Annotated in this window: 20 protein-coding genes; 12 read left to right on the forward strand and 8 right to left on the reverse strand. The window is 64.9% G+C overall.

What is annotated here, in order from left to right; all coding sequences use genetic code 11:
* Positions 1–2: 2 nt before the first annotated feature.
* Genes ABIC75_RS10575 through ABIC75_RS10595 form a run of 5 tightly spaced genes read left to right on the forward strand, consistent with a single transcriptional unit; the run spans position 3 to position 5072 of the window.
* Positions 3–1436 (forward strand): TolC family protein, encoded by a 1434-nt coding sequence (locus tag ABIC75_RS10575; protein WP_354013823.1) that lies wholly within the window; start codon positions 3–5, stop codon positions 1434–1436.
* A complete protein-coding gene (locus ABIC75_RS10580) occupies positions 1436–2569 on the forward strand; it encodes an ABC transporter permease (RefSeq protein WP_354013824.1) in 1134 nt (377 codons plus the stop codon). The genes ABIC75_RS10575 and ABIC75_RS10580 overlap by 1 nt, the downstream gene beginning before the upstream one ends.
* Before the next feature lie 3 nt (positions 2570–2572).
* Positions 2573–3328, forward strand: a complete 756-nt coding sequence (locus ABIC75_RS10585; protein WP_354013825.1) for an ABC transporter ATP-binding protein — start codon at positions 2573–2575, stop codon at positions 3326–3328.
* Positions 3325–4263, forward strand: coding sequence for an efflux RND transporter periplasmic adaptor subunit (locus ABIC75_RS10590; protein WP_354013826.1), 939 nt, complete (start codon positions 3325–3327; stop codon positions 4261–4263). The genes ABIC75_RS10585 and ABIC75_RS10590 overlap by 4 nt, the downstream gene beginning before the upstream one ends.
* Before the next feature lie 11 nt (positions 4264–4274).
* The gene (locus ABIC75_RS10595; protein WP_354013827.1) at positions 4275–5072 is read left to right on the forward strand and encodes a MipA/OmpV family protein; all 798 of its coding nucleotides are present in this window, start codon (positions 4275–4277) and stop codon (positions 5070–5072) included.
* A gap of 64 nt (positions 5073–5136) precedes the next feature.
* Here ABIC75_RS10595 and ABIC75_RS10600 read toward each other — a convergent pair whose 3' ends face one another.
* Both ABIC75_RS10600 and ABIC75_RS10605 read right to left on the reverse strand, forming a co-directional pair.
* On the reverse strand, positions 5137–5457 hold the full coding sequence (locus ABIC75_RS10600; RefSeq protein WP_354013828.1) for a non-heme iron oxygenase ferredoxin subunit: 321 nt from the start codon (positions 5455–5457) through the stop codon (positions 5137–5139).
* Positions 5454–5996: a GNAT family N-acetyltransferase gene (locus ABIC75_RS10605; RefSeq protein ID WP_354013829.1), complete on the reverse strand. Its 543-nt coding sequence runs from the start codon at positions 5994–5996 to the stop codon at positions 5454–5456. The genes ABIC75_RS10600 and ABIC75_RS10605 overlap by 4 nt, the downstream gene beginning before the upstream one ends.
* Positions 5997–6142: 146 nt before the next feature.
* Between ABIC75_RS10605 and ABIC75_RS10610 the strand changes: the two genes are divergently transcribed.
* Positions 6143–8182 (forward strand): M13 family metallopeptidase, encoded by a 2040-nt coding sequence (locus ABIC75_RS10610; RefSeq protein WP_354013830.1) that lies wholly within the window; start codon positions 6143–6145, stop codon positions 8180–8182.
* Positions 8183–8421: 239 nt separating this feature from the next.
* Positions 8422–9201 carry a tetratricopeptide repeat protein gene (locus ABIC75_RS10615; protein ID WP_354013831.1) on the forward strand — a complete coding sequence of 260 codons (780 nt, stop codon included), beginning with the start codon at positions 8422–8424 and terminating at the stop codon, positions 9199–9201.
* 53 nt (positions 9202–9254) lie between these two features.
* On the opposite strand, the gene ABIC75_RS10620 is transcribed toward ABIC75_RS10615, so the two are convergent.
* From ABIC75_RS10620 to ABIC75_RS10640, 5 genes are all read right to left on the reverse strand, one after another.
* Complete coding sequence (locus ABIC75_RS10620; protein ID WP_354013832.1) at positions 9255–10502, reverse strand: aminotransferase class V-fold PLP-dependent enzyme; 1248 nt, start codon at positions 10500–10502, stop codon at positions 9255–9257.
* A 33-nt stretch (positions 10503–10535) separates the two neighbouring features.
* Positions 10536–11855, reverse strand: a complete 1320-nt coding sequence (gene sufD / locus ABIC75_RS10625; RefSeq protein ID WP_354013833.1) for a Fe-S cluster assembly protein SufD — start codon at positions 11853–11855, stop codon at positions 10536–10538.
* Positions 11852–12622 (reverse strand): Fe-S cluster assembly ATPase SufC, encoded by a 771-nt coding sequence (gene sufC, locus ABIC75_RS10630; protein ID WP_354013834.1) that lies wholly within the window; start codon positions 12620–12622, stop codon positions 11852–11854. Before sufC ends, sufD begins: the two co-directional genes overlap by 4 nt.
* Positions 12623–12695: 73 nt before the next feature.
* On the reverse strand, positions 12696–14177 hold the full coding sequence (gene sufB / locus ABIC75_RS10635) for a Fe-S cluster assembly protein SufB (RefSeq protein ID WP_354013835.1): 1482 nt from the start codon (positions 14175–14177) through the stop codon (positions 12696–12698).
* A 46-nt stretch (positions 14178–14223) separates the two neighbouring features.
* Positions 14224–14658, reverse strand: coding sequence for an SUF system Fe-S cluster assembly regulator (locus tag ABIC75_RS10640; RefSeq protein WP_354013836.1), 435 nt, complete (start codon positions 14656–14658; stop codon positions 14224–14226).
* 346 nt (positions 14659–15004) lie between these two features.
* On the opposite strand from ABIC75_RS10640, the gene ABIC75_RS10645 reads away from it, so the two are divergent.
* The 5 genes from ABIC75_RS10645 (at position 15005) to ABIC75_RS10665 (ending at position 19735) form a co-directional block, all read left to right on the forward strand.
* Positions 15005–15343: a P-II family nitrogen regulator gene (locus ABIC75_RS10645; RefSeq protein ID WP_354014343.1), complete on the forward strand. Its 339-nt coding sequence runs from the start codon at positions 15005–15007 to the stop codon at positions 15341–15343.
* Positions 15333–16673 (forward strand): ammonium transporter, encoded by a 1341-nt coding sequence (locus ABIC75_RS10650; protein WP_354013837.1) that lies wholly within the window; start codon positions 15333–15335, stop codon positions 16671–16673. Before ABIC75_RS10645 ends, ABIC75_RS10650 begins: the two co-directional genes overlap by 11 nt.
* A gap of 86 nt (positions 16674–16759) precedes the next feature.
* Positions 16760–17773 (forward strand): aminoglycoside phosphotransferase family protein, encoded by a 1014-nt coding sequence (locus ABIC75_RS10655; RefSeq protein WP_354013838.1) that lies wholly within the window; start codon positions 16760–16762, stop codon positions 17771–17773.
* Complete coding sequence (murU, locus tag ABIC75_RS10660) at positions 17770–18474, forward strand: N-acetylmuramate alpha-1-phosphate uridylyltransferase MurU (RefSeq protein WP_354013839.1); 705 nt, start codon at positions 17770–17772, stop codon at positions 18472–18474. Before ABIC75_RS10655 ends, murU begins: the two co-directional genes overlap by 4 nt.
* A gap of 145 nt (positions 18475–18619) precedes the next feature.
* Complete coding sequence (locus ABIC75_RS10665; protein ID WP_354013840.1) at positions 18620–19735, forward strand: sterol desaturase family protein; 1116 nt, start codon at positions 18620–18622, stop codon at positions 19733–19735.
* Positions 19736–19742: 7 nt separating this feature from the next.
* Here the strand turns inward: ABIC75_RS10665 and ABIC75_RS10670 are convergent, their stop codons facing one another.
* Positions 19743–20306 (reverse strand): hypothetical protein, encoded by a 564-nt coding sequence (locus ABIC75_RS10670; RefSeq protein WP_354013841.1) that lies wholly within the window; start codon positions 20304–20306, stop codon positions 19743–19745.
* Positions 20307–20415: the final 109 nt, after the last annotated feature.

Below are 20415 nucleotides of genomic sequence, written 5' to 3' on the forward strand. Positions count from 1 at the left end.
ACATGGAAGCTGTGCCTCGCCGGGATCGCCATCTGCTCGCCAGCGGCCTGTTGGCGTGTGGACTTGCGGTGCTGGCCGGTTGCTCGGTGGCCCCGCTGCCCGAGCTCAAACCGCCCGTCCCGGAAACCTGGCGCAATGCGCCGGCCGGCGTGGCGCCTCCCGCCGCCGACCTCAAGGGTTGGTGGACCGCGCTGGGCGACCCCGCCCTGGACGCCCTGGTCGAGCGCGCCCTCCAGAACAACCTGGACGTGGCCCAGGCCGCCGAGCGCCTGCGCGCTGCGCGAACCCTGAACCACCACGCCCACGACCCCTACCTGCCCAACCTGCACGGGCGCACCAACGACGTGATCGATCCGGACACCACGGCCTCGTATTTCGTCGTCGGTTTCGATGCGGTGTGGGAGCTTCCGCTGTTCGGCGCGTGGCAGAGCAGCAAGCGCGCGGCGCAGGGACAGGAAAACGGCGCGGCGGCCGCCTTGCGTGGCGCGCAGGTGTCGTTGGTCGCCGAAGTCAGCCGGCGCTGGATCGAACTGCGCTCGGCACAGGAGCAGGCCCGCTTGCTCACGGCCATCCGCGATGCGCAGCAGGAAAAGCTGCGCCTGCTGCAGGTGCGCGCTGGGCTCAAGCTGGTGCCACCGGTCGAAGTCGCCAAGACCCAGGCCGAACTCGCCCGCGCCGAGGCTGCACTGACCGAACCCGAGCAGGTCATCAATGCCTGCGTGCAGCAACTCGCCCTGTTGGTGGGACAACCCGAGCCCGATCCGGCCTGGCTCACGCCCGGTCCGCAACCGCGCCTGGGCGAGTGGCAGCTGACCACCGCGCCCGCCGACATGTTGCGCGCACGCCCCGAGATCGCCAGTGCGGAAGCCGAAGTGCTGCGCGCCGCCGGCGAACTCGGCCTGAGCCGTGCGGACATCTATCCGCATATCGGTCTGGGTGCGTCGCTGCAGTGGTCGGCGAACATCTTCTCCAACTATCACGTGCACACGGGCGAGGCGATTTCCTCGTATGGCCCGATCATCGACGTGCCCTTGTTCGATTGGGGCCAGCGCGTGGCGGCGGCGCATGCGAAGGATCACGAACTGAAGGCTGCCGTCTATGCGTATCGCCAAGCCGTGCTGCAAGGCGTGGCCGAGGCGGAAACCGCGATGGGCGATCTGGAGCAATCGCGCACCCGCGAAGACGCATCGCAACGCGCCACGGTGGCGCTGGATAGCACCACCGCGGCCTTGCGCAAGCGCGCCGAACTCAACCTGGGCAGCAACCTGGACGTGCAAGAAGGCCTGATCGAAAACCAGCGCGCGCAACTCGAACTGGTGAGCGCCATTGCCGCGCGCGACCTCGCCTACGTCTCGCTCTACAAAGCGCTCGGCGGCGCTTCCATGCCTGCCCCGCCGGCACCGGCCACCGCGTCGGCCGCGAAAGGCACGGACTGATGGTCGCGCTGGCACGCAAAACACTCGTCTACGAATGGCGCCGCTTCCTGCCGGCGATTCTCGCCGTGGGTTTCGCTGGCCTGTTGCAGCTGCTGCAGGCCGCGCTGGTGCTGGGCATCTTCGGTAGCGCGAGCGTATACATCACCGGTTCGTCGGCGGATTTGTGGGCCGGCTATCCCGGCACGCAGAGCGTGAATCTCGGCCGCTCGATCGACTCCGGTGTGGAAATGCGACTGCGCATGGACCCGTCCGTGACGGCCGTGGAACCGTTCCACTGGGTCGACGCCGACTGGCGCGGGCCCAGCGACACAGGCGGCGTATCGGTATTCGTCTCTGGCATCAACGCACGTCCGGACGGCATGCTGTTCGCACACGCCCTGCCACCGGCACTGCGTGCACGCTTGAACGAACCGGACGCGGTGATCGTCGACCGCGCCGACCTGGACAGCCTTGGCGTGCATGTGGGCGACAGTGCCGTGATCAACGGCCATCGCGTGCGCGTGGTCGGTGTGAGCAGCGGCTTGCGTGCGCTCGGTGGCGTGAACGTGGTGGCATCGCTCGCTACCGCCGCCGAACTGGACACCGACCCTTCCAACGCCAACCGCATGACCTACTTCGTGGCGAAGCTGCGCGATCCGGCCCAAGCCGATGAAGTCGCGGCGCGTCTGCGCGGCAACACCGCCTTCGGCAAGTACGACGTGTGGACCGCGCAGGACTTCGCCCGCCGCTCGCAGCTTTACTGGATGTTCGACACGGGCGCCGGCGCAGGCGTGCTGTTCCTCGCCGGCATCGTGTTCCTCGTCGGCGCGGTGATCACCAGCCAGACGCTGGTCGCCGCGGTGATCGGCTCGGTGCGCGAATACGCCACGCTCAACGCACTCGGCGTGGGCGTAGGTGCGTTGCGCCGCGTGGTCATGGAGCAGGCGTTCTGGGTGGGCGCGCTCGGCCTGGTCGGAAGCACCGTGCTCGGCGCCATCGCGCTGGCCATTGCGCGCAGCCGCAGCGTGCCGGTGGCACTCGATCCGTGGACCACGCTGGCGTGCCTGGCGCTGGGCATGGGCCTGGCCATCGTCTCGGGTCTTGCCGCCATGCGCAGCCTGCGCCGCGCCGACCCTGCCACCTTGCTGAGGTAAGCGATGAGCGCGCAGCCCCATTCCGTGCCCACCGTTTCGTTGCAGGCTCGCAACGTGAGCAAGTCGTTCTCGTCCGGGCCGATTCATCACACCGTGCTGCACGACCTCACGCTCGACGTACGCGCCGGCGAACTCACCCTCATCTCCGGCCCATCCGGTTGCGGCAAGAGCACGCTGCTCGCCATCCTGAGCGGACTGCAGGCAGCCGACAGCGGCCACGTGATGGCGCTGGGCCAGGATCTGGGTGTGCTCGGCACGCGCGAGCTGGAGCGCTTTCGCCTGCTGCACACCGGTTTCGTGTTCCAGGGCTTCAATCTGTTTCCCGCGCTCAATGCGCTTGAACAGGTGGAACTGCCACTGAGCTATCTCGGCCTTGCACCCGGCGAAGCACGGCGGCGCGCCGTGGCATCGCTGGAAGAAGTAGGCATGGGCCCGCGCATGGAGCTGCGCCCTTCCGAACTCTCCGGCGGCGAAAAGCAGCGCGTGGCGATTGCCCGCGCGCTCGCCAAGGAGCCCGGCCTGCTGTTCGCCGACGAGCCCACCAGCGCGCTCGATGCCGCGAATGGCCAGATCGTCATCGATATCCTGCACCGCATTGCCCGCACGCACGGCACCACCGTGCTGTGCGTCAGCCACGATCCTCGACTGGTGGGCCACGCCGACCGCGTGCTCGCCATGGAGGATGGCCGTATCCTTAGTGACCGTGTGCCCTCCCCGACGTCGACGCCGCCGTCAGGCCACGAGGAACCTTCCGCATGACCCTGCGTCCGCTTCATTCCCTGCTCGTGCTCGCACTCGTTGCGCCCCTGCTCGTCGGCTGCTCGCACGACGACAGCGGCAAGTCGAACACGCAGGCCGCGCCCGCCACGCCGTATGCGGCCGTGGCGCGCGGCCGTGTCGACATCGAGGGCGGCCTGCTCAAGTTGAGCATGCCGCGCGAAGGCGTGGTGGCCGACATCAAGGTGCGCGAAGGCGATCATGTGAAGAAAGGCCAGGTGCTGGCCGTGCTCGACACCAAGCCTGCGCAGCTGGCCGTGAGTGCAGCCGAGGCCGAACAGAAACAGGCCAAGGCGCAAGGCAACATGCTGGATGCGCGACTGAAGGCAGCCCAGCAGCGCGCCACGCGACTGCAGGCCGCCGCTGCGGCCGGTGCGGGCGACGGCCAGAGCGCCGACGACGCCAAGGATGCGGCGAACCAACTGCAAGGCGAACTCGACAACGCACGGGCCGCCGAAGCCATGGCAGGACAGAAGCTGGAAGCCGCGCGTTACGAACTCGCGCAGCGCAGCCTGGTCGCGCCGGTGGATGCACAGATCGTCGAGCGCGACATCCAGCCCGGCGCCACCGTGTCGCCGCAAGGCGGCGCTGCCTTCGTGCTGCTGCCGGAAGGCGCACGCATCGTGCGCGCCGAACTCAACGAATCGTTCGTAAGCGCCGTGCACGACGGCATGCATGCGCAGGTGGTGGACGACAGCGGTAGCGGCGTGCCCACGCTCAGTGCGCACGTACAGCGCATCGGTACCGTGTTCGGTCCCAGCGCGCTGGAAGAAGATCCGCTGATCCGCGCCAACACTCGCACGGTGGAATGCGTGCTGGTGTTCGACGAAACGCCGCCGCCGTCGCTGCGCATCGGCCAGCGCGTGATCGTGCAATTTGCCGACCAGACAGGTGCGCGCGCCAAGCCAGGCGCGTGATGTCGGTCGGCATGTCGTTGCGCTTCACCTATCCCGCGATGCTGCGCACCGCCGCCCTGCTCTGCGCCTGCGTGCTTTCCTCCATCGCATGCGCGGATGACGCTTCTCCTGAGGACCGCAACATCATTCTTGGCGCCGGTGTGCAACGCATGCCGGGATGGATCGGGTCCAAGGACCATCGCAATCAGCCGGTGCCCTATGTAGACGCCGAGCTGCCGTGGCACATCACGCTCTCGACGCTCGATGGCCTGACCGTGGATTTCATCCACAGCGGCTCATGGCGCGGCGGCTTCTACGGCAACTATCTGTGGGGCCGCGAACGCAGCGACCTCGGCCCCAAACTGGGTGGCATCGTGGACTCGCTGTCGCCCCGACTCAACGCGGGCGGTTACCTGGAATACCAGGCCACCAAGGCCTTCAGCGTGGGCGGCAACCTGGCGCACGACACACAGGGTGCCGGCGCCTACCTCAACCTCTACGCAGACTGCGACCTGCCCGCCATCGGTTACTTCAACCACAGCGTGCAGCTGCAGTGGCAAGCCATGAACGGTCCCGCGATGCGTCGCTTCTTCGGCGTCACGCCGGAACAGGCCGCGAAACTCGATACGTCGCCATGGTCGCCAAGTGCGGGCAGCCAGCAGATCTCGTTCGAATACGACGCGTACATGCCCACCAGCGAACACACTGGTGTGGCCGTGGCCATCAACTACGCGCGACTGCTGGGCGATGCCGCCGACAGTCCGCTCGTGCGCCACTTCGGCTCAGCCAACCAGCTCACCACGACGCTGGCGTTCGTGTACCGGTTCTGACGAATGCGGGGAGCCGCCCGAAGGCCGCTCTCCATTTCTCCGCACGTTGATGTGACGGCCGGCCTTACCGGTCGTCCCGCGTCCATATCTGCCCATCCACTTCATGCACCGGGAAGCTGGCAATCGGCTCGTACGCGGGCGGGCACATGACGGCGCCGGTGCGCACATCGAAGCGCGCACCGTGGCGCGGGCATTCCACTTCGAAGCCATGCACCTGGCCGCCGGCAAGTTCGCCGCCGTCGTGGCTGCATACGTCCTCGATGGCGTAGAGATCGCCGTCGATGTTGTAGACGGCGATGGCGGTGTCGCCATCCCATACCACCTTGAATTCGCCCGGCAGCATCTCGCTACGCGTGCCCACGAAAACCCAGTCGGCGAGATTCATGCGAACACCTCGCCCAGCGGCTTGCTCATGCACACGAAGCGCAGATCATCGCGACGCGGCAGGCCGCAGCGTTCGTCGCCATAGGGAAACGGCAGCGTTTCGCCGGTGAGCGCGTAGCCTCGGCGTTCGTACCAGGCGATGAGTTCGGCGCGTTGCTCGATCACCGTCATGCGCATCGCCGGCACGCGCCACGACGCATGTGCCACGCGTTCGGCCTCGGCGAGCAAGGCACGACCGATGCCGCCCATCTGCAAATCCGGATTGACGGCGAACATGCCGAAGTAACCGGCTGTGCCCTGTCGTTCAATGTGACAACAGGCGAGCAAGACGTCATCGCGCTCGGCCAGCAGGATGATGCTGTCGTCGCGGCCGATCAGCTCGCGCACGCTTTCCGCGTCGGTACGCTGGCCGTCCAGCAGATGGCTTTCGGTGGTCCAGCCGCGCTGGCCGGATTCGCCGCGGTAGGCCGATTCAACGAGGGCGACCACGGCCGGTATGTCGGCGGCGACGGCCGCGCGATAGAGAGGGAGAGTAGGCATGCCGTCATGATACCGCCCGACTCCGGATCGCACTGCACAATGACCTTCGACACTGTCCTCTACCTGACAGCCCTGCCTAGCCTGTGGATTGGGGACTAGCGTCCCACGACCCGATGCGCGCACCGCATTCCATCCAGGGAGAATCCATGAAGAACCGCTTTTTGAAACCGCTCGCGCTGGCCGTGGGCCTTGGCCTGTGCACCAGTGCACTGGCCGCCCCCACAGGATCCTTCGACGTGAAGGAACTGGATGCCAGCAAGGGCGTCTGCAACGACTTCAACGGCTTCGTCAACGCGAAGTGGCTGGCCGCCAACCCCATTCCCGCCGATCGCACGCGCTGGGGTTCGTTCGACGCGCTGCGCGAGGGCAGCCTCAACGTGCAGCACAGCATCGTGGACAAGGCCGCCAAGGGCGCCGCCACCGCCAAGCCGGGTTCCATCGAGCAGAAGATCGGCTATTTCTACGCCTCGGGCATGGACGAAGCCGCCATCGAAAAGGCCGGCTATGAGCCGATCAAGCCGGAGCTCGCGCGCATCGATGCGCTGAAGAACAGCAAGGACGTCGTCGCGTACATCACCGACAGCTACGCCCGTGGCAACCCGGTGGCGTTCCGCTTCAACGGCAACGCGGACTTCAAGGATTCCAGCCGCCAGATCGCCTACACCAACCAGGGCGGACTGGGCCTGCCCACGGCCGACTACTACAGCAAGCCGGACTTCGAAAAGATCCGCACCGAATACGTGGCGCACATCGCCCGCACGCTGCAGCTGGTGGGCGTGAGCGAAGCCGATGCACAGACGCAGGCAAAGGCTGTGATGGCATTCGAAACGCGCCTTGCCGCTGCGTCGCTGGTGCCCACGGAACTGCGCCAGCCGGAAAACCGCTATCACTACGTGAGCATCGCTGATGCCGACAAGGTGACGCCGCACTTCGAATGGGCCGCGTTCTTCAAGGCGCAGGGCGCGGATGTGAAGGAGGGCTTCTCGCTGTCGCAGCCCAAGTTCTTTGCCGAATTCGACAAGATGCTCGCCGACGTGCCGACGAGCGACTGGCAGGCCTACCTGCGCTTCCACGCCATCGACGCGGCATCGCCGTATCTCTCCACGCCGTTCCAGCAGGAAGACTTCGCGTTCAACGCGAAGACGCTCAACGGCCAGAAGGAAATGAAATCGCGCTGGAAGCGCACGCTCGACAGCGTGGAAGGCGGCATGGGCATGGCGCTGGGCCAGCTCTACGTGGCGCAGACCTTCTCGCCGGCGTCGAAGGCGCGCGCCGAGCAGCTCGTGGGCGACCTTCGCGCGGCGTACAAGAACCGCATCGAGAACCTGCCGTGGATGAGCGACGCTACCAAGAAGAAGGCGCTGGAAAAGTGGGCCACGTTTACGCCCAAGATCGGCTACCCGGACAAGTGGCGTGACTGGGCCGGCCTGGCCATTCCGGCCAGCAACAGCTACTTCCAGAACGTGGAAGCCTCCGACAAATTCAACTACGACTACATGGTCGCCAAGATCGGCAAGCCGGTGGACCGTACCGAATGGGGCATGACGCCGCAGACGGTAAACGCGTACTACAACTCGCTGAAGAACGAGATCGTGTTCCCCGCCGCCATCCTGCAGCCGCCGTTCTTCGACGCCAAGGCTGACGACGCCATCAACTACGGCGGCATCGGCGCCGTGATCGGCCACGAAATGGGCCACGGCTACGACGACCAGGGCAGCAAGTTCGACGCGCAGGGCAACAACGTCAACTGGTGGACCGGCGAAGACCGCAAGGCCTTCGAAGCGCGCACCGACCTGCTCGCCGACCAGTTCAACCACTACGAAGCGCTGCCGGGCAAGTTCGTCAACGGCAAGCTGACCATGGGCGAGAACATCGGCGACCTCGGCGGCCTCAACGCGGCTTACGACGCGCTGCAGATGGCGCTGAAGCGCAACCCGGCCGAAGCGAAGAAGACGATCGACGGCTACACCGAAGACCAGCGCTTCTTCCTCAACTGGGGCCGCGTGTGGCGCGGCAGCATCCGCCCGGAAGCGCAGCTCACCCTGCTCAACACCGATCCGCACGCACCGGCGCAATTCCGCGCCATCGGTGCGCCGTCGAACATGCCGGCCTTCGCACAGGCGTTCCAGTGCAAGGCAGGCGACGCGATGGTGCGTTCGGCCGACAAGCAGGTGAAGATCTGGTAAGTCGTTCCAACTGGGACGTGTAGCAAAAAACCCGCGGCATGCCGCGGGTTTTTTTCTTTGGGGCGGAAACATCGCTAACGAGACTTGGCTTAAGCTCACATCGTCATTCCCGCGAAAACCGCCACGAGCATACGATCCCGGCGAGCTTTGCTCCGACCGGCTGTAGGTATCGTCCCAGCATTTGTTTCTCGCCATCCTGACGCCCTAAGCTGCCCCCACACTCACAGGGGAGTTACGCGATGCGATCGATTCTCTGGGTCATCCTGACGGCCTGCCTTATCGCCGGCTGCGCATCACAACCTGCGGCTTCTCCCGCATCGTCAACAGCACCCGTGCCTTTGGCCACCGTGGCGGCGGGCAGCAAGAGCACGATCACCCTGGCGCCCAAGGCCAGCGACGATGCCGACCTTACGGAGGTACTTCGCGGCGTCAAGATGATCCAGTCGGGACAGATCATGGCCGCCATCGATGGCCCGTTGAACGGCATCGTTCACAAGTACGAGGCGCAGTACGGCGCACCTCCAAAGGACATCTACAGTGCGCGCGGCATGGCGGATGCCGTGCTCTATGCCGGCCTGGGTGCGTCGCAGAAACGGAACGTGCAGGTGCTTGGGCCCGCATGGGCGGAAGCCTATTGGGCACGCGGGTACGCGTACGGCGAAATGGCGCGCTATGACGATGAGGAAGTCGAGCTGGGCAAGGCTCTCGCGCTTGCGCCGTTTGACGCGCAGTACAACAACGAGCTGGGTTACGTGATGATCCAGAAGCGCGACTGGAACAAAGCGCTGTCACTCTACGAAACGGGTGAGGCCTATGCGCAGATCAGCATGGGCGACGACGCCGCGCATGGCCAATGCGTCGCCCTGCGCGGGCAGGGTTATGCGCTGGTGGAACTGCACCGGCTGGACGAGGCGATGGCCAAGTACCGGGAGTGCCTGAAGATCACGCCAAACGAACCCAAGTCGCTGGGCGAAATCGGCTATATCGAGGACTTGAAGAAGAAGCAGAGCAGCCAGTGAAGGTCGCCGTGCCCCAACCCTCTCCCCTTCGAGGAGAGGAAGTCGGGTTGCGGTTACATCAGCAGCTTGCGAACCTTCAACAGTGCGGTAATGAACGCATCAACCTCTTCGCGCGTGTTGTAGAACGCCAGCGAGGCGCGAAGCGTGGCGGGCACCTTGAAGAACTGCATCAGCGGATGCGCGCAATGGTGGCCAGAGCGCACGGCCACGCCCTGCAGGTCGAGCAGCGTGGCCAGGTCCGTGGCCTGTGCGCCTTCGATCAGGAAGGAGATGACCGGCTCCTTCTCCTTCGCCTCGCCGAACAGGCGCAGGCCGGGAATGTCGCGCAGGCGTTCGGTGGCGTAGCTCAGCAGCTGCTGTTCCCACGAATGGATGGCATCGAAGCCGATCGAATCGTAGTAGTCGATGGCGGCACCCACTCCGGCAAAACCGGCGATATTGGGCGTGCCCGCCTCGAACTTGTGCGGCGGCGCGGCGAAGGTGGTGCCCGAAAAGCTCACCTCGCGGATCATCTCGCCACCGCCGAAGAACGGCGGCATCGCTTCGAGATGCTCCTTGCGTGCCCACAGTCCGCCCGTGCCCGTGGGCGAGAGCATCTTATGGCCGGTGAAGGCGTAGAAATCGCAGCCCAGCGCCTGCACGTCCACCGGACGATGCGGCACGGCCTGCGAGCCGTCCACCACCAGCGGAATGCCACGCTTGCGGCATTCGCGCGCGATCTCGCGCACCGGGTTCACCGTGCCAAGCACGTTGGACACATGCGTGACGCAGGCCAGCTTCACGTCGGGCGTAAGCATCTCGATGTACTTCTCGACGATCAGCTCGCCGCGATCATCGATGGGCGCTGCCTTCACCGTGGCGCCCGTGCGCGAGGCCACGATCTGCCACGGCACGATGTTGGCGTGATGTTCCATCACCGTGGTGAGGATGCTGTCGCCTTCCTTCAGGCGCGGCATCGCGAAACTGTAGGCGATCAGGTTCATCGCCTGCGTGGTGCCCGAGGTGAGGATCAGCTCGTTGCGCGAGGTGGCGTTGATGAAACGCGCCAGCTTGTCGCGCGCGCCTTCGTACGCAGCCGTGGCTTCCTCGCCGAGCAGATGCACCGCGCGCGACACGTTGGCGTTGCGCAGCCGGTAATGCTGGTCCACCGCCTCGATCACGCTCAGCGGCTTCTGGCTGGTGTTGGCGTTGTCGAAGTAGATGAGCGGCTTGTCGTGGACGGTGCGCGACAGCAGCGGGAAATCGGCGCGGACGCGCTGCACGTCGAAGACGGTGGGGCTCGGCTGGGTCTGTGCGTTCATCGTGTTCGTTTCGCCTTGCTGTCGGGGCGCCGGTCAGGCGGAGGGCAATTGCGCCATCAGTCGTTCGTTGATGTGTTCGCGCAACCCTTCCTCGGGCAGCGATTCGAACACTGCGCGACAGAACGCCGCCGTGAGCATGGCGCGCGCTTCCGCCAACGGAATGCCGCGCGAGCGCAGGTAGAACAGCGAACGCTCGTCGAGTTGGCCCACGGTGGCGCCGTGCGCGGCCTTCACTTCGTCGGCGTAGATTTCGAGTTCCGGCTTGGTGTCGATCTCGGCCTGACCGGAAAGCAGGAGATTCTTGCTGCTCAGGCTGGCGTCGCTGCCATCGGCGCCTTCGGCCACCACGATAGCGCCGCGGAACACGCCGCGCGAACGCTCGTCCGCCACGCCGCGCCACACGGATTCGGATGCGGTGTTGAGCGCCTGGTGGCGAATCGACATCTGCGTATCGACGTGCTGGCGGCCGCGCAGCGCAAACACGCCACGCGTATCCAGACGCGATGCATCGCCCGCCAGCGTCGCGTGCAGGTCATGACGTACCAGCGAGCCGCCAAGCTCCAGCGCATACAGCGCCGCGTGTGCTTGCGCATCCAACTGCACGCTGTCGTGGCGCACCAGCGTGCTGCCTTCGGAAACGTCCTGCAGCGCCACGTGACGCAGCTTGGCGCCCTGGCGCAGCACGATGTCGGTGACCTGCGTGCCCAGGTTCTGGTGCGCGCCGGCCGTGACGTGCTGTTCCACCAGCGACAACTCGGCGCCCTCGCCCAGTTCGATCACGTGACGCACGTGCCAGGCGAGTGCCTGTTCCGCCGGTGCACCAATGAAAAGCAGTCGCACCGTCTGCGTAATCTTTGCACCCGCTGCCACGCGCAGCACCACGCCATCGGCGGCAAGTGCCGCATTGAGGCGGGCGAAGACATCGCCGCCTTCGCGGTAGTGACGCGACAAGGCGAAACGCAGCGGCTCGGCATCGCCCTGCAACGCTTTCGAAAGCGGCAAAAGGCTCAGGCCCGCAGGCAGCTGGCCGATGCGCGAGAGTTCCTCGCGGAACACGCCGTTGACGAACACCAGCAGCGGACCATCGATACCTGGCAGGGCAAAGCCATCGATATCGATGGCAAGCGTGGAAGCCTGCGCATCCGATGCAGCGAAGCGGCGCTGGCTAAGCGCGCGCAGGGCCGTGTATTTCCATGCTTCGGCGCGGCCATCAGGAAGGCCACCGGCCACGAAGGCATCGAAGTTCTCGCGGCGCGCGGCATCCAGCCAGCCGATACCGCTGCCCGGCAGCCGTGCCTGCGCGGAAGCTTCCATCAGCGATTCAACGAAAGGCGTGCGCTGGGCTTCGCTCATGCCGAGGCTCCGATAAGCGCGGGATCCTTGTCGTTCACCCACGCGTAGCCCTGCGCTTCCAGCTTCAGCGCAAGTGTCTTGTCACCGCTTTCCACGATGCGGCCATCGGCCAGCACGTGTACGAAATCCGGTTCGATGTAGTCGAGCAGGCGCTGGTAGTGCGTGATGACGAGGAAGCCACGTTCGGCCGAACGCAACGCGTTCACCCCCTGCGCGACCTGCTTGAGCGCATCGATGTCGAGGCCCGAATCGGTTTCGTCGAGGATGGCCAGCTTCGGTTCCAGCACGGCCATCTGGAAGATCTCGTTGCGCTTCTTCTCGCCGCCGGAGAAACCTTCGTTCACCGCGCGATGCAGCAGCTCGTCGGAGATCTGCATGATCTTCAGCTTCTCGCGCACCAGCTTGAGGAACTGCATGGAGTCGAGTTCCTTCTCGCCCCGTTGCTTGCGCTGGGCATTGAGCGCGGCGCGCAGGAAGTAGGTGTTGTTCACGCCGGGGATTTCCACCGGATATTGGAACGCCAGGAACACGCCTGCAGCGGCGCGTTCTTCCGGTTCCAGCGCGAGCAGGTCGACGCCGTTGAAGGTAACCGAACCTTCCGTCACTTCGTAACCGTCACGACCGGAGAGCACGTTGCCGAGCGTGGATTTGCCGGCGCCGTTGGGGCCCATGATCGCGTGCACCTCACCCGGGTTCACGCTGAGCGTGAGTCCCTTGAGGATGTCCTTGCCCTCGACGCGGGCGTGCAGGTTTTCGATCTTCAGCATGACGGTTTCTTCAGTGGGCAACGCCGTAGCGCCGCGTGTTCAAAATAAGGATCGGATGCAGCGATGAAGGCGATCAGCCGACCGCGCCTTCCAGCGAGACTTCCAGCAGCTTCTTCGCTTCCACCGCGAATTCCATCGGCAGTTCGCGGAAGACCTGCTTGCAGAAGCCATCGACGATCATCGATACGGCGTCTTCCTCGCCGATGCCGCGGCTGCGGCAGTAGAACAGCTGGTCGTCGGAAATCTTCGAGGTGGTCGCCTCGTGCTCGACAATGGCGGTGGGATTCTTCACTTCCATGTACGGGAAGGTGTGCGCGCCGCACTTCTTGCCGATCAGCAGTGAGTCGCACTGCGTGTAGTTGCGCGCGCCTTCGGCGCCCTTCTCCACCTTCACCAGGCCGCGATAGCTGTTGCTGCTGCGGCCGGCGCTGATGCCCTTGGAGACGATCTTCGACTTGGTGCCCTTGCCGATATGGATCATCTTGGTACCGGTGTCGGCCTGCTGGCGATGGTGCGTGAGCGCCACCGAGTAGAACTCGCCCACCGAGCGGTCGCCACGCAACACGCAGCTGGGATATTTCCAGGTGATGGCCGAACCGGTTTCCACCTGCGTCCAGGAAATCTTCGAGTCGTTGCCGCGGCAGTCGCCGCGCTTGGTGACAAAGTTGTAGATGCCGCCGACGCCGTTCTCATCGCCCGGGTACCAGTTCTGCACGGTGGAATACTTGATCTGCGCGCGTTCCAGCGCCACCAGCTCGACCACGGCGGCGTGCAGCTGGTTCTCGTCGCGCATCGGCGCGGTGCAGCCTTCGAGATAGGACACGTACGCATCGTCCTCGCACACGATCAGCGTGCGCTCGAACTGTCCGGTGTTGATGGCGTTGATGCGGAAGTAGGTGGACAGCTCCATCGGGCAACGCACGCCCTTGGGGATGAACACGAAGGAACCATCGGAGAACACGGCCGAGTTGAGCGCGGCGAAGAAGTTGTCGCCCACCGGCACCACGCTGCCGAGGTACTTCTGCACCAGTTCGGGATGTTCGCGGATCGCCTCGCTCATGGAGCAGAAGATCACGCCGGCTTCGGCCAGTTCCTTGCGGAAGGTGGTGCCCACGGAGACCGAATCGAACACCGCATCCACCGCCACGCCCGCGAGCTTGGCGCGCTCGTGCAGCGGCACGCCGAGCTTGTCGTAGGTTTCCAGCAGTTTCGGATCGACTTCGTCCAGCGACTTCGGGCCAGACTTGGGCGCGGCGTAGTAGCTGATGGACTGGTAATCGATCGGCGTGAGGTTCAACTTCGCCCAGTCGGGCATGGGCATGGTGAGCCAGTGGCGATACGCCTTGAGGCGCCACTCGGTCATCCACTCCGGCTCCTTCTTGAGCGCGGACAGCTGACGCACGATGTCTTCGGACAAACCGGCCGGCAGATAGTCGGTCTCGATGTCGGTGACGAAGCCGGCTTCGTAGCGACGGCCCAGCGCTTCGGCCACTTCGGCGTTGTCGCGAAGTGTCGTGGCGGTAAGCTCGCTGCGTTCGGTGGTTTCGGTGGTCATGGTCGTATTCGTGTCGTCGTGGGCGGTCGTCATGGATGGCCTGTGGTCATCCGATCAGGTTGGCGTCGATGCGACGACTGGGTGGTTTGAGCATGTCGGACAGGCTGACGGCGCGAAGCGCGCTGTCCACCACGCTGTTGACGTGTTGCCAGTTGGAGCGCACGCCGCACAGCGATTCGCGCTCGCACTGGCCTTCGGCAAGACTGCATTCGGTCATCCCGATGGGGCCTTCCAGCGCCTCCACGATCTGCGCCAGGGTGATGTCCCCGGCCGGTCGCGCCAGGCGGTAGCCGCCGTTGACGCCGCGGAAGGACTCCACCAGCCCGGCATGGCCGAGCGACTTCAGCAGCTTGCTCACGGTGGGCAGCTCCAGGCGCGCCTCATCGGCGATCTGCGCCGTGCTGAGCACGTCGTCAGGATGGGCGGCGATGCAGGTCATCACCACGGTGGCGTAGTCGGTGAGTCGGCTGACGCGGAGCATGGGGGAATCGGCCAGGGAGACGGCGGGGAATCGGTACCAAAATGGTACTGATTAATGGGTGTGAGGTCAAACCGCGGCGGCGCACCAAAAGCGGGATTTGAGAGACCGGATCTGCTCTTTTTCCGGGCAATGGCGCGACTATCGGGATCCCGAGCGATCCCCTCTCCTTACCGTCATCCCCGCGAAGGCGGGGATCCAGTGACTTTCGTTCTCCGCTAACTCGTTGAAAGGCGCTGGATTCCCGCTTTCGCGGGAATGACGGCGAGAAACTCGAAGCGCCCGTGCAGAGCTCATGGCACGCATCCTGCTGCACCGCGACATATCGACCGCACGGGGAGCGTTGGGGATGAAGTGGATAACGGCCATCATCAAACCGTTCACGCTGGACGATGTCCGGCAGGCACTGACCGAGGTGGGCGTGACGGGCATGACCGTCACGGAGGTGAAGGGGTTCGGCCGCCAGCACGGGCACACCGAGTTGTATCGGGGTGCGGAGTATGTGGTCGATTTCCTGCCCAAGCTGAAGCTTGAGGTGGCCGTGGCGGACGAGCAGCTCGACCGGGCCGTGGAGGCCATCGTCGGCGCCGCCCGCACCGGCAAGATCGGCGACGGCAAGGTGTTCGTGAGCGAGCTGGAACAGGCCATCCGCATTCGCACGCAGGAGGTCGACGTCGATGCGCTTTGACTTGAAGACCTCGCGCCCGCTGCTCGCCCTCATCGGCTTGCTGGCCACCTCGCCCGCGTGGGCACAGGCCGCCGCGGCCGCGCCCACGCGCATCGACAGCGGCGACACCGCATGGATGCTCACCGCCACCGCGCTGGTGCTGTTGATGACCATCCCGGGCCTCGCGCTGTTCTACGGCGGCATGGTGCGCGCGAAGAACCTGCTGTCGGTGCTGATGCAGTGCTTCGCCATCACGGCGATGGTGTCGGTGCTGTGGATGGTCTACGGCTATTCGCTGGCCTTCAGCACGGAAGGCATGCAGGCCGGCGTGACCAACCTGCATTCGTTCATCGGCGGATGGGATCGCTCCTTTCTGGCCGGGCTCAAACCCGATTCGCGCTACCAGACGGTGCCGGAAAGCGTGTTCGTGATGTTCCAGCTCACCTTCGCCATCATCACACCCGCACTCATCATCGGTGCGTTCGCCGAACGCATGAAGTTCAGCGCGCTGCTGTGGTTCAGCGGGCTGTGGCTCACCATCGTCTACCTGCCGGTGGCGCACATGGTGTGGAGCGGTCCGGGTTCGTTCCTTGGCGATCTGGGCGTGCTCGATTTTGCGGGCGGCACGGTGGTGCACATCAACGCGGGCATCGCCGGCCTCGTCGCGTGCCTGGTCATCGGCAAGCGTCGCGGTTATCCCAACGTGCCAATGCCGCCGCACAACCTTGGTTACACCGTGGTGGGCGCGAGCCTGTTGTGGCTGGGCTGGTTCGGCTTCAATGCGGGCTCGGCAGTCGCGGCCAACGGCAGCGCAGGCATGGCCATGCTGGTCACGCAAATCGCCACAGCCGCCGCTGCGCTGGGCTGGCTGGCCATCGAATGGATCGTGCATGGTCGCCCCAGTGTGCTGGGCATCGTTTCCGGTGCGGTCGCCGGCCTCGTCGCCGTTACGCCCGCGGCTGGCACGGCCGGGCCGGGCGGCGCGCTGGTGCTTGGTCTCATCGCAGGTGTTGTCTGTTTCTTCAGTGCCACGCGCCTCAAGCACAAGCTCGGCTATGACGACTCGCTGGATGTGTTCGGCGTGCACGCCATCGCCGGCATCATCGGCGCCCTGCTCACCGGCCCGCTGGCCTCGCCCAAGCTCGGCGGCTTCGGCACGGTGGAATCGCTGTTCGGACAATTGTGGATACAGGCCAAGGGCGTGGGCTTCACCGTGGTGTGGAGCGCCGTGCTGAGCCTGGTCATCCTCAAGCTGATCGACTGGACGCTGGGCCTGCGCGTGGACGACGAGCAGGAGCAGGTGGGCCTGGATCTCTCGCTGCACGAAGAGAAGGCATACAACCTGTCGTAAACGTTGACCCGCTTCCTCTTTCGCAGGGGAGAGGAAGCGGGCCGCAGGAGCCGGTAAGCTGCGCACATCGCCACCCGCAGCACACCATGACCACCGCCCCTGACCGCGCCGCCGCTCGCCTCGCCTGGACCCGCTCCGCCCTCGGCGACGCCACGCTCACCCTCGCATCCGCCTCGTCCGACGCCAGCTTTCGCAGCTACTGGCGCACGCATCACGCCGGCAAAAGCTGGGTGGTGATGGATTCGCCGATCGCGCAGGAAGACCCTCGTCCGTGGCTCGCCATCGGTGAGCGACTGGCCGCTGCGGGCCTGCATGTGCCGGCGGTGTACGCCAAGGACCTGGAGCAAGGCTTCCTGCTGATCGAGGATCTCGGCACGCAGCTCTATCTGCCTGCGTTGAACGACGACAACGCCGATCGTCTCTACGGCGACGCGATGGACGCGCTGCTGCTGATGCAGACGCGCATGGACCACGCCGATCTGCCGCTGTTCGATCACCCGCGCCTGGTGAGCGGGTTGGAGGTGATGCCCGAATGGTTCCTCGGCAAGCACCTTGGCTACACGCCGACGTGCGGCGAATGGGACGTGCTGGAAGCCGCCTTCAGCGTGATCATCCGCAACGCGCTCGAACAGCCGCGCCGGTTCGTGCATCGCGATTACCACAGCCGCAACCTGCTCATCGTCGATAGCAACAATCCCGGCATCATCGATTTCCAGGGCGCACTCTCCGGCCCGATCACCTACGACCTCGCCTCGCTGCTGCGCGATGCCTACATCGTGTGGCCGCGCGAACGCGTGGAAGGCTGGGTGGAGTCGTACCGGCAGCGCCTGCTCAAGGCGAACGTGATCGATGAAAACGTCGGCCGCGAACGTTTCCTGCGCTGGTTCGACCTGACCGGCCTGCATCGCCACATCCGCGTGCTCGGCCAGTTCTATCGCCTGTGGTATCGCGATGGCAAACCGGGCTACCTCACCGACGTGCCGCGCGTGTATCACTACGTGGTGTCGGTGGCGGAACGCTATCCCGAACTGACGGATTTCGTGGCGTTGCTGAAGCAGCACGCGGAAGGTCGCGACCTCACGCAGGTGGTCACTGCATGAGGCACGCCATGATCTTTGCCGCTGGCCTCGGCGAGCGCATGCGGCCGCTCACCGACCGCACGCCCAAGCCCTTGCTGGAAGCCGGCGGCAAACGCCTGATCGAATGGCATCTGGAAAAACTCGCCGCGATCGACGTGCGCTACGTGGTGATCAACACCTCGCACCTGGCCGCTCAATTTCCCGATGCACTGGGCGACGGTTCGCGCTGGGGCCTGCGCATCCGCTACGCCTACGAAGGCCCTACGCCGCTGGAAACCGGCGGCGGCATGCTCAATGCCCTGCCCTTGCTGGGCCCCGAACCGTTCCTCGTGATCAGCGCAGACGTGTGGACCGATGCCGACTTCGCGTTGCTGCCTGCGGAACCCAGGGGCGTCGGCCATCTGTTGATGGTGAACAACCCGCCTCACCACATCCACGGCGATTTCGCGCTCGACACGCAAGGCATGATCCATGACGACAACAGCGCGCCCCGCCTTACCTATAGCGGTATCGGCGTGTTTCGACGCGAATTGCTGGACCATTGGCACGACGTCGTCCCAGATGCCGGCGCGGAGCATTCGCCGCCCCGCTTCAAACTGAGGCCCTTGTTCGAACGTGCCATGGCCCGGGGCCAACTTACAGGCAGCCACTATCAGGGCGCCTGGACCGACGTCGGCACGCCGCAGCGCCTGCAGGAGCTCGACGAACGTCTGAGCCGCTGAGGCAGCCCGGCGAAAGGTAGCCTGCGCAAAATCCTGCCAGTTGGATGCGGCCGGATCACGGCGTTATCCTGAACCGCCCGGTCCTGCAGCACCCCGCTCCACTTTCCGCCTGCAGAGCCGACCAGCAACTCGCAAGGTGTCGACGATGTCCGAACTGTGGTCCCATCTGGTCAGCTGGTTCGCCAGCCACGGCGTGCTGCCGCTGCTGCAGTTCCTGCACCTGGAAGGTCTGGCCGGCGATCCGAACGACATCTCCGCTTCGCTGCTTATCGCTGCGTTTCAGCTCTGCGTGATCGGGCTCATCTTCCGCCCGCTGGAAAGCGTGGTGCCGGCGGAAAAGTGGGAGCATCGCAAGCTCACCAAGGTCGATTTCCAGTACACCGTGCTGATGCTGGTCGGCATCTTCCCGATCTTCAGCTATCTCATCCTCACGCCCATCGCCAATTACTTCGGCGGCCCGGATACCGGCCCCGGCGATGCCAGCGCCTCGCCGCTTGCCATCACCCATTGGGTGCCGTGGCTGAAGCAGCATCCGTGGCTGCTGTTCGGCTGCTACTACGTGGTCTACGACCTCGTGTACTACTGGATGCATCGCCTGCAGCACGCGCTGCCGTGGTGGTGGGCGCTGCACAGCATGCACCACAGCACGCGCCAGATGAGCTGCTGGACCAACGACCGCGGCAGCCTCATCGACGGCTTCATCCAGTCGATGATCCTCGCCACCGTCGGCATCGTGATGGGCGTGGACCCCGAACAATTCGCGTGGCTCGTGCTGATGGGCGAACTGGTGCAGAACTTCTCGCACGCCAACGTGCGCATCGCCTTCGGCCCCGTGTTCAACCGCGTGTTGGTCTCGCCCAAGTTCCACCGCCTGCACCACATGCTGGTGGACCCCACCCGGCCCAACCTGCACAACTGCAACTTCGGCCAGGTGTTCTCCATCTGGGACGTGATCTTCGGCACCGCCCTGTACAACGAACCGCTGCGCCCCACCGGCGTGGGCGATCCGATGGTGGACGACGACAACAACCGCAATCTTGTCGGCCTGCACTGGAATGCGGCCAAGCGCTTCTGGGGCGCGGTGCGTCGACTCGAAGGCTGGAAGTTTGGCGAGGTGGCGTTCGGGCCGGACTATCGTCCGATTCCCGTTGATCAGTTGGACCTGCATGGGTTGGCGCATCATGTGATGCAGCCGGCGCATGTCGCGCAAGAGTCGCCCGACGAAACGCCACCTATACAGGCTTCGACCGAAACAGCCTGAGGGGTTCTCAGGCTGCGGCTAGCGCTTTCGATGAGAGCGCTGCGGCCAGATCTTTCGGCCGATCTGCGTAAAGCAGGATCCAACGTCGTGGTGCAATGACCTTCCCTTTCCTGGACAGGCGCACCTGATTCATGGCGGAATCTTCAAGCTCAATGGCCACGTTGGGAGAGTCGGGCCGACTCACAATCAGGACATCGCTCAGATGCAACTGATTAGCCGCTGCCCAGGCGTAACGTGATTCCTGGAATGTGTGAACGCTGTGGATCAAGGCACGCGAAATGCTCCCCTCATAACGAGTACCGCCGCCAAGCCACAACGTCCGCTCGTCAATCACATGGGGAATGGCGCTGCTTACGCTGCGCACGGCTAACGCCCACCCAACCGCAAAAAGACCTGCGCCGAAGACAGCACCATGGATCAGCCCGGGATGCGCGGGACGGCATAGCGTTATAAGTACCCACGAAAGCGGAAAGTCGCCAAGCAGTCCGATGATCATCACGGGCACCAGCACACTGCCGACTGGGCCGTTGGAAGTACTGAAGCGTCGCCCTGCCGGATAGCCTGCGGCCACTCGGGCACTCGGCCTTGGGCGCCCCAGCAACACGGCAATGAATTCAAGCCAAAGATTGGGTGCTCGAGGCATTCGAAATAGTCGTAGCTGTGCTGACGCATCCTAGCGT

It is taken from the genome of Dyella japonica (assembly GCF_040545895.1).
In the GTDB taxonomy this organism is placed as follows: domain Bacteria; phylum Pseudomonadota; class Gammaproteobacteria; order Xanthomonadales; family Rhodanobacteraceae; genus Dyella; species Dyella japonica_D.